Annotated in this window: 4 protein-coding genes, 1 other RNA gene and 1 pseudogene; all 6 read right to left on the bottom strand. The window is 48.7% G+C overall.

Annotated features, from left to right (window positions below; genetic code table 11):
- Positions 1 to 171: pseudogene (locus ACI4N7_RS05125) on the bottom strand (30S ribosomal protein S12 methylthiotransferase RimO); the annotation flags it as partial.
- On the bottom strand, positions 168 to 1214 hold the full coding sequence (locus ACI4N7_RS05120; RefSeq protein WP_439732287.1) for an ABC transporter substrate-binding protein: 1047 nt from the start codon (positions 1212 to 1214) through the stop codon (positions 168 to 170). The gene ACI4N7_RS05120 and the pseudogene ACI4N7_RS05125, both read right to left, overlap by 4 nt.
- Positions 1215 to 1354: 140 nt before the next feature.
- A complete protein-coding gene (locus ACI4N7_RS05115) occupies positions 1355 to 3877 on the bottom strand; it encodes a DNA translocase FtsK 4TM domain-containing protein (protein ID WP_439732286.1) in 2523 nt (840 codons plus the stop codon).
- A 220-nt stretch (positions 3878 to 4097) separates the two neighbouring features.
- Positions 4098 to 5441 (bottom strand): replication-associated recombination protein A, encoded by a 1344-nt coding sequence (locus ACI4N7_RS05110; RefSeq protein ID WP_439732285.1) that lies wholly within the window; start codon positions 5439 to 5441, stop codon positions 4098 to 4100.
- 185 nt (positions 5442 to 5626) lie between these two features.
- A non-coding RNA gene (gene ssrS / locus ACI4N7_RS05105) (6S RNA) lies at positions 5627 to 5809 on the bottom strand.
- A gap of 53 nt (positions 5810 to 5862) precedes the next feature.
- Positions 5863 to 7671, bottom strand: a complete 1809-nt coding sequence (gene aspS / locus ACI4N7_RS05100; protein ID WP_439732284.1) for an aspartate--tRNA ligase — start codon at positions 7669 to 7671, stop codon at positions 5863 to 5865.
- Between the last annotated feature and the right edge of the window lie 7 nt (positions 7672 to 7678).

Here is a 7678-nt window from a genome sequence, read left to right as displayed (position 1 = left end):
TTCCTTGGCGGGATCAATAAAGGTGCAGGTATTGATGATAATGACCTGGGCCTCTGACAGATCTTCTGTCAGCTCATAGCCTGCCTTTTCCATAATACCTACCATCATTTCCGTATCTACCAGGTTTTTGGAACATCCCAGGCTGATAAATCCAAGTTTCTTCTTACTCAACTATTTGTCCCTCCAAAACGGATCTTCTCTCCCCACTGGGTAAGAAGATCTTTCTTTCCTTCATCAAAATACATTTTTTCCAGATTCCAGAAGTCCAGCGAATGGCCGTCGCTGTCCGGTTCCTTTGTAAAATCATTGACATAAATATAATAATACTGGTTTTCTTCCATCTGTTCTTTATATTCGGAAGAAGTCAGAAGCCAGTTCAGAAGTTTCTGCGCCCGGTCAGGATGGGCTGCATCGGATGAAACGCCGGCGCCGAAAAGATACCAGGGCGATCCGTCCTCCGGATACATAATCACAATGGGCATTTTGTCCTTCTGGCTTCGAATGGCTTCATTCAGTCCGGAAATGCCGATATCGCACTTTCCCATACCGGCCATACGGGAAGGGGTAGACAGATATTTCCCGTACTGCACAATATGCTTCTGGGCTTTTCCCAACAGGGAAAAAGTCTGTTCAATGCCAAAATGTTCTGCCATGCACATCAGCAGGTCTTCTGCCATATCCGCCGCAATAAAGTCGGTCATGGAAAGACGGAGGGAACTGCGCCCCAGCACTTCATTCCAGTTGTAGGCAAAAGCGGGATGTTTCTTTGCATAGTCTTCATTCACCGCAAAAACTACCGGATCCACCCAAAGACCGGTCCAATAGCATTCTTCATCTTTAAACAGATTCAATGCAGTATCTGTCTGGGCAGAGGCATAGGGAGAAAGCATTTTTTCATTTTTCAGCCTGATGAGCATATCCTGGGATGTAATGTATAAATCTGCCGCCGGCATGGAATCACTTCCGCTTCCCGACTTGAGAAGCTGGGATTTAGACTGGTACACTACATTCATTTTAAGTCCGCTGTCATGATAAAAAGTGTCGCCCAGCGCTTCCAGCATGCCGCTCGGCATATCTGTATACACCGTTACATACTCCGATGGATACAGCTTTTCTGCCTTCACTTCCGCCTGCTGCCGTGCAAAGCGGAGAATTCCCCAGAATGCAAGGGCAGCCAGCAGTAAAAACAAAAAAACAGAAGCCAGTCGTTTCATGGAACCACCTCTTGCAAAATTATATCATACTTCCACAGCATGAGAAAAAGGGATAGTGAAAAGCGCAGTTTCCTGAAAAAGCTTCCTGCAGCCGGATATGCAGAACAGGGTTCCCGACGAAAGTCCTCTCTTTTACTGTTTTACTGTTTTTCCGGCTCCGGCGTTTCATCCTTCGTTTCCTGTACGGATTCCCTGGTTTCTTCAAAAAGCTGCTGCGCCCTGTTCTTATCCATAAGGATTTCCCTGGGTTTAGCCCCTTCGGCAGGACCTACAATTCCCAGCCTTTCCATGGAATCCATAAGCCTCCCCGCCCGGGTGTAGCCGATGCGGAAACGCCGCTGCAGAGCAGAAACGGAAGCTCTTTTCGTATCAAGCACCCATTCCGCTGCTTCCTGTAAAAGCTCGTCCTGTTCTTCTTCCTCCTCCGTCTGTCCCGATTCTTCCTTTTCCGGTACAGAAAGGTCGATAGGTTCATATTTGACAGGTGCTTTTTCCTGCTCAAGGCATTCTTTTCTTACATAATCCACCACAGCTTCCACTTCTTCATCAGAAATAAAAGCCCCCTGCACACGGACTGTAGTCAGTGCACCGGCCTGTTTGAAAAGCATATCCCCTTTGCCAAGAAGTGTTTCGGCGCCGCCTTCATCCAGAATAATGCGGGAATTCAGGGCAGACTCCACCATGAACGCAATCCGGCTTGGAATATTGGATTTGATGACGCCGGTAATGACATCGGCGGAAGGACGCTGGGTTGCCAGAATCAGGTGAATACCGGCGGCTCTGGCCTTCTGGGTCAAACGCTGGATAAGGACTTCCACTTCTTTGGCAGCCACATTCATAAGGTCTGCAAATTCATCTACAATAATAAGAATATAGGGCATCTTCTTATCCGGATTCTGCTTGTTATAGCCCTCAATATTTCTGACCTTGGCTCCTGCAAAGAGCTGATAGCGGGCTTCCATTTCACGCACCGCCCAGTTCAATGCTCCCTCCGCCTTCTTCATATTGGTAATGACTTCCGTGCGAAGATGGGGAATGCCGTTATATACCGAAAGCTCGACCACCTTGGGATCAATCAGCATCAGCTTGACATCTTCCGGACGGCTGTGGTAAATGATGCTGGTGATAATGGAATTAATGCACACCGATTTCCCGGATCCCGTAGAACCGGCAATCAGAAGATGAGGCATTTTAGCAAGGTCGGTTACCACCGGCTTGCCTGTAATATCCTTGCCTAAAGCCACAAGAATATGGCCCTTCCCATTCCTGAATTCACTGCTGTCAAGCACATCCCGAAGAGGTACGGTTACGGAACGGGTATTGGGAATCTCAATCCCCACTGCTGATTTTCCCGGAATGGGCGCTTCAATACGGATATGGGTGGCTGCCAGAGCCATGGCCAGTTCATTGGACAGTCCTTCAATCTTGCTCACCCGCACCCCGACTTCCGGGCGCAGCTCAAAACGGGTCACCGTAGGCCCTACGCTGGCATGAATCACTTTAGCCATGACGCCGAAGCTTTTAAGGGTGGATTCAATAAGTGCCGCATTCTTACTTACATCGCTTCCACTCTCTCCTTTGGCACCTTCTGTATGGAGCAGAGATAAGGGAGGAAACCGGTATTCCTGTTTCACAATGCCTGTCACAGGAGGCCGGACAGGAGATTTTTCTCCCTCTTCTTTGACCGCTTCCTCCTCTGTATTTTTCTCCTCCGGCAAAGGCTGCAGCTCTTCCTCCGATTTCTCGGAAGGCAGTGCTTCTTCCGGCTCCGGAGCGGGCGCCTCTTCCGGTTCTTCTGTTTCAGGGAGAGGCGGCATCACGAAATCTTCCGGCTCTTCCGCTGCCGGAGGATTATCCTTTCCTGTTTCTGTTTCTTTTTCTTTTTCTTCTGCCGGGGAAAGAGCTTCTTCCGTTTCCGGAGAAGAAACTGCCTTTTCGTTTTCCTTTTCTTCCTCTGCCGGTTCAGATTCCGGCTCTGCCTCTTCTGCTTCTGTCTTTTTCTTTTTAAAGATAAATTCCGTGGGCTTATCTTTCAGTACTTCCAGTCTGGCAGCAGAACGGGCTGCTTCCAGCGAAGCCTTCCGCTCCTTGATCTTCTGGGCCATACCGCCCAGCTTTTCCCCTGTCTTTGCGCTGATTTTCTGCGCTTTGGTTCCCACCTTTTCCGCTCCTTCAGACAGGGACCAGTGGGTCAGGAGAAGAATATCCACCACCGACAGACCCAGAAGAAGGATGGTCGTACCGATTTCTCCCAGAGCCAGATGGAAAAAGGCGGTCAGTCCTCCGCCAATCACCCCGCCGTACTGCAGGATTTCCGAAATATCCATTTCCCTTCCCTGGGGTACATAGTAATGGTGTACCAGGCAGAGAAAGAGAACAAACAAAACCCCCAGGAGCACATTGCGCCGGTTCGCGGCAATCCCCCGGGATGCCAGGGCATATCGGGCGCCAAACAGAATAAGGAACAGGGCGGAAAGAACACTGCCCAGCCCAAAGAGAAAATGGATACCGTCATTGACCCATTTTCCCATAATTCCTGTACCTTCGCTGAAGAGGCTGATTAATACAAAAATGCCAAAGCAGAAGATGACAATTCCTGATATTTCATAACTTCCTGATCTATTATTTTTCCGCCTTCTGGCGGAAACGGTCTTTTTTTTCATACTGTCGAAAACTCACTCCTGTTTTTGAGACCTATCCATAATCGGGCTTTCCGGTCTTTAAGGAATCGCTGATTAAGTCATTGTCTGTTTTTATTCTTGAAGTTTTATGCAATGCAAGAAATAGAACAATGCAAACAGCGGTCTGTTTAAGAAGCCCCATGATGCGGCAGTGCACAAAAATTCTTATAAAAGCAGGCTCTATGAATGAATCAGTGCTTTCTCAGTCATGGAGGCCGGTTTTACCGCTTCCACCGGTATTTCCCTTATTTCTCCGTTCTTCCCAGCGTTTGGAAATCATTGTTTCTTCTCCATTGCTGATGGGCTTATAGTAAACATGCCCTTCCAGTTCCCTGGGAAGATAGCGCTGCTTCACCCATCCGCCAAAATCATGGGGATAGAGATATCCGTTTCCATGACCCATCTCCCTGGCTCCGCTGTAATGGGCATCTTTCAGATAGTCGGGAATAGACCAGTCCGTTCTTGTCTTGACTTCATCCATGGCCCTGTCAATGCCCACCACCGCGCTGTTGCTCTTGGGTGCCAGTGCAATGTAAAGCACCGCTTCCGACAGAGGTATCTTGGCTTCCGGAAATCCGACCATTTCAGCAGCCTGCGCTGCTGCCACCGCTACGGAAAGAGCCCGGGGATCGGCCAGCCCCACATCTTCTGCCGCACAGATCATAATGCGCCGGGAAATAAAAGAAGTTTTTTCTCCCCCGTCAATCATGCGGGCCAAATAATGAAGAGCCGCATCGGGATCACTGCCCCGCATGCTTTTAATAAAGGCGGAAACGATATCATAATGATAGTCGCTGTTCTTATCATATACAGATAGATGTTCCCCTGCAACTTCTTCCACTTCCCTTGCAGTAAGCATTCCGTTCACAGGCAGCAGGGAAGATGCCTGCTCCAGCAGGTTCAGAGCCATCCGTATGTCACCGGAGGCATAGGAGGAAATCATCTTCAGCACATCATCCGTTGCCTGGTAGCCATAGCTTCCAAGCCCCTTTTCCTTGTCCGTAAGGGCACGACGCAGGATCTGGATTTCCGCACTTTCCGGAAGGGCCTGCAGATGAATCAGGCGCACACGGGAAAGAAGAGGTCTGTTGATTTCGAAATAAGGATTTTCAGTGGTGGCGCCAATCAGGATGATAGTGCCATCTTCCAAATAAGGAAGGAGCAGATCCTGCTGCCCCTTATTGAAACGATGGATTTCATCAATAAACACAATGGTGCGTCTGCGGTAATAGCGGAGATCCTCTTTCGCCTGGGACACTACGTCTCTGATATCTTTTGTGCCGCTGGCTGTCGCATTAAGCTTCACAAAACGGCTCTCCGTCATTTTGGCAATGACTGATGCAATGGTCGTTTTGCCGCACCCTGGAGGTCCGAAGAGAAGAATAGAGGGAATCGTATCTTTTTCAATCATGCGGTACAAAAAAGAATTTTTCCCCACTGCCCTTTCCTGTCCCAGGATGTCTTCCAGACGGTCCGGACGCATGCGGTCGGCCAGGGGAGCATAAGAAACGGTCTTTCCATTATCATAATCGAATAAAGAGTCCATGATAACCTCACTCAAATACAAATGTTTCCCCTATATTATCCCATGGATGGAAAGAAAAATCAAACAGATTTTCCATAGACGCACTGCCGCTGACGGCAGAAACAGAGGTCTATGCCGCCGGTGATTCATCCAATGCAGAAGCTCATCAAAAAAGCCGCCAAGAAAATCTTGACGGCTTGATTGTTGATAGCCCCACCATGTCGTTTATTGCCGTATTTTGAGTCTGCATAATTGCAGGTGGGTGTTCTTGAGACAAGGTTTCTTGAACAGTCCCCTTTCGGGGCATTGACTCACCTCATCAGCGCTGAACTCCCGTTATAAAGGTGTTGGTTCAAAATAAGAAGGCACGACGTGCACAGCAGGGTTTCTTTACAGATAGTGTAGCAAAAATCCTATCATTTTACAAGATGATGACAAAGATTTATGCCTTTTCAAAGAGATCTTTTTCTTTCTTGATATCTACTTTGATATGAAGTTCCTTCAGCTGTTTATCAGCAACGGTGGAAGGAGCCTGGGTCAGCGGATCAATAGCGCTCTGGGTCTTCGGGAAGGCAATGACATCGCGGATGGAATCCAGGTGCAGCATGAGCATGACGAGACGGTCAAGGCCCAGTGCAATGCCTGCATGCGGCGGAGCACCATACTTGAATGCATCAAGCAGGAAGCCGAACTTCTGCTCTGCTTCTTCCTGGGAAATGCCGATGGCCTTGAATACTTTTTCCTGCAGGTCTTCCTGGTAAATACGGAGAGAGCCGCCGCCGGCTTCTACGCCGTTCAGCACCATATCATAGGCCTTGGCATAAACCTTGGAAGGATCTGTGAGGAGGTACTGTACATCTTCATCCCGAGGTGCGGTGAAAGGATGATGTTCAGCGACATAGCGGTGTTCTTCTTCGCTGTATTCGAACATAGGGAAGTCAGTTACCCAGCGGAAGCAGAATTCATTGGGATCAATGAGGTTCATGCGGCGTGCCATTTCCAGACGGAGTTCGCCCAGAGCCTGAGCGACTACCTTCGGCTTATCCGCAATGATCAGTACAAGGTCTCCCTTTTCTGCTTCGCAGGCTTTTCCGATTTCACGAATCTTGTCTTCGCCCAGGAATTTGGTAATCTGGCATTTCAGAGTGCCGTCTTCATTGAAGCCGATCCAGGCAAGACCTTTTGCACCATAGTGGCCTACATAGTCTACCAGACCGTCCAGTTCACGGCGGGGAATACCGGCATCGCCCTTTACATTGATGGCTTTCACTACGCCGCCATTGTCAAGAACGGAGCGGAATACCTTGAAGCCCGTATTGCGGAGCAGGTCGGAAATATTATAGAAATGCATGTCAAAACGGAGATCCGGTTTATCGGAGCCGTAAAGATTCATGGCATCGTCCCATTTGATTCTCTTGAAGGGGATTTCAATATCCCTGTTCAGAACCTTCTTGAAGACTCTCTGCATCATATGTTCCATCAGGTCCAGAATGAAATCCTGATCTTCAAAAGAAAGTTCCATATCCAGCTGGGTAAATTCAGGCTGGCGGTCCGCACGGAGGTCTTCATCACGGAAGCAGCGGGCTACCTGGAAATATCTTTCCAGTCCGGAAACCATGAGCAGCTGCTTGAAGAGCTGCGGGGACTGGGGAAGAGCATAGAATTTGCCCGGGTTGACACGGCTTGGTACCAGATAGTCTCTGGCACCTTCCGGGGTGCTCTTTGTCAGCATCGGAGTTTCGATTTCAAGGAAATCATGTTCATCCAGGAAGGTTCTCATTTCATGGACAATCTTATGTCTCATGATGAGATGGTTCTGCATTTCCGGACGTCTCAGGTCGATATAACGATATTTGAGACGGACATTTTCATCTACATCAATGCCGTCTTCCACATAGAATGGCGGAGTCTTGGCCTTGTTCAGGACACGGAGTTCAGAAACAACGACTTCTATTTTGCCGGTCTTCATTTTCGGATTGACAGTGTCTTCGCTTCTTTCGCGAACCTTGCCTTTGACTGCCAGTACATATTCGCTTCTTACGCCTTCAGCCTTGTGGAAAGCTTCTTCACCGTACTGTGGGCTTAATACCAGCTGTACGATACCGCTTCTGTCACGAAGATCAATGAAAATCAGTCCGCCATGGTCGCGGCGGGTATTTACCCAGCCTGCCAGAGTTAATTCCTTACCACAGTCGTTTTCTGTTACTTTACCGCATCCGCAGGATCTTCTCATCCCTGCCATTGTTTCCATATTAGAG

The sequence above is a fragment of the Dialister sp. genome, assembly GCF_051885895.1.
GTDB lineage: Bacteria > Bacillota > Negativicutes > Veillonellales > Dialisteraceae > Dialister.
This window is presented reverse-complemented; position numbering and strand designations above follow the sequence as displayed.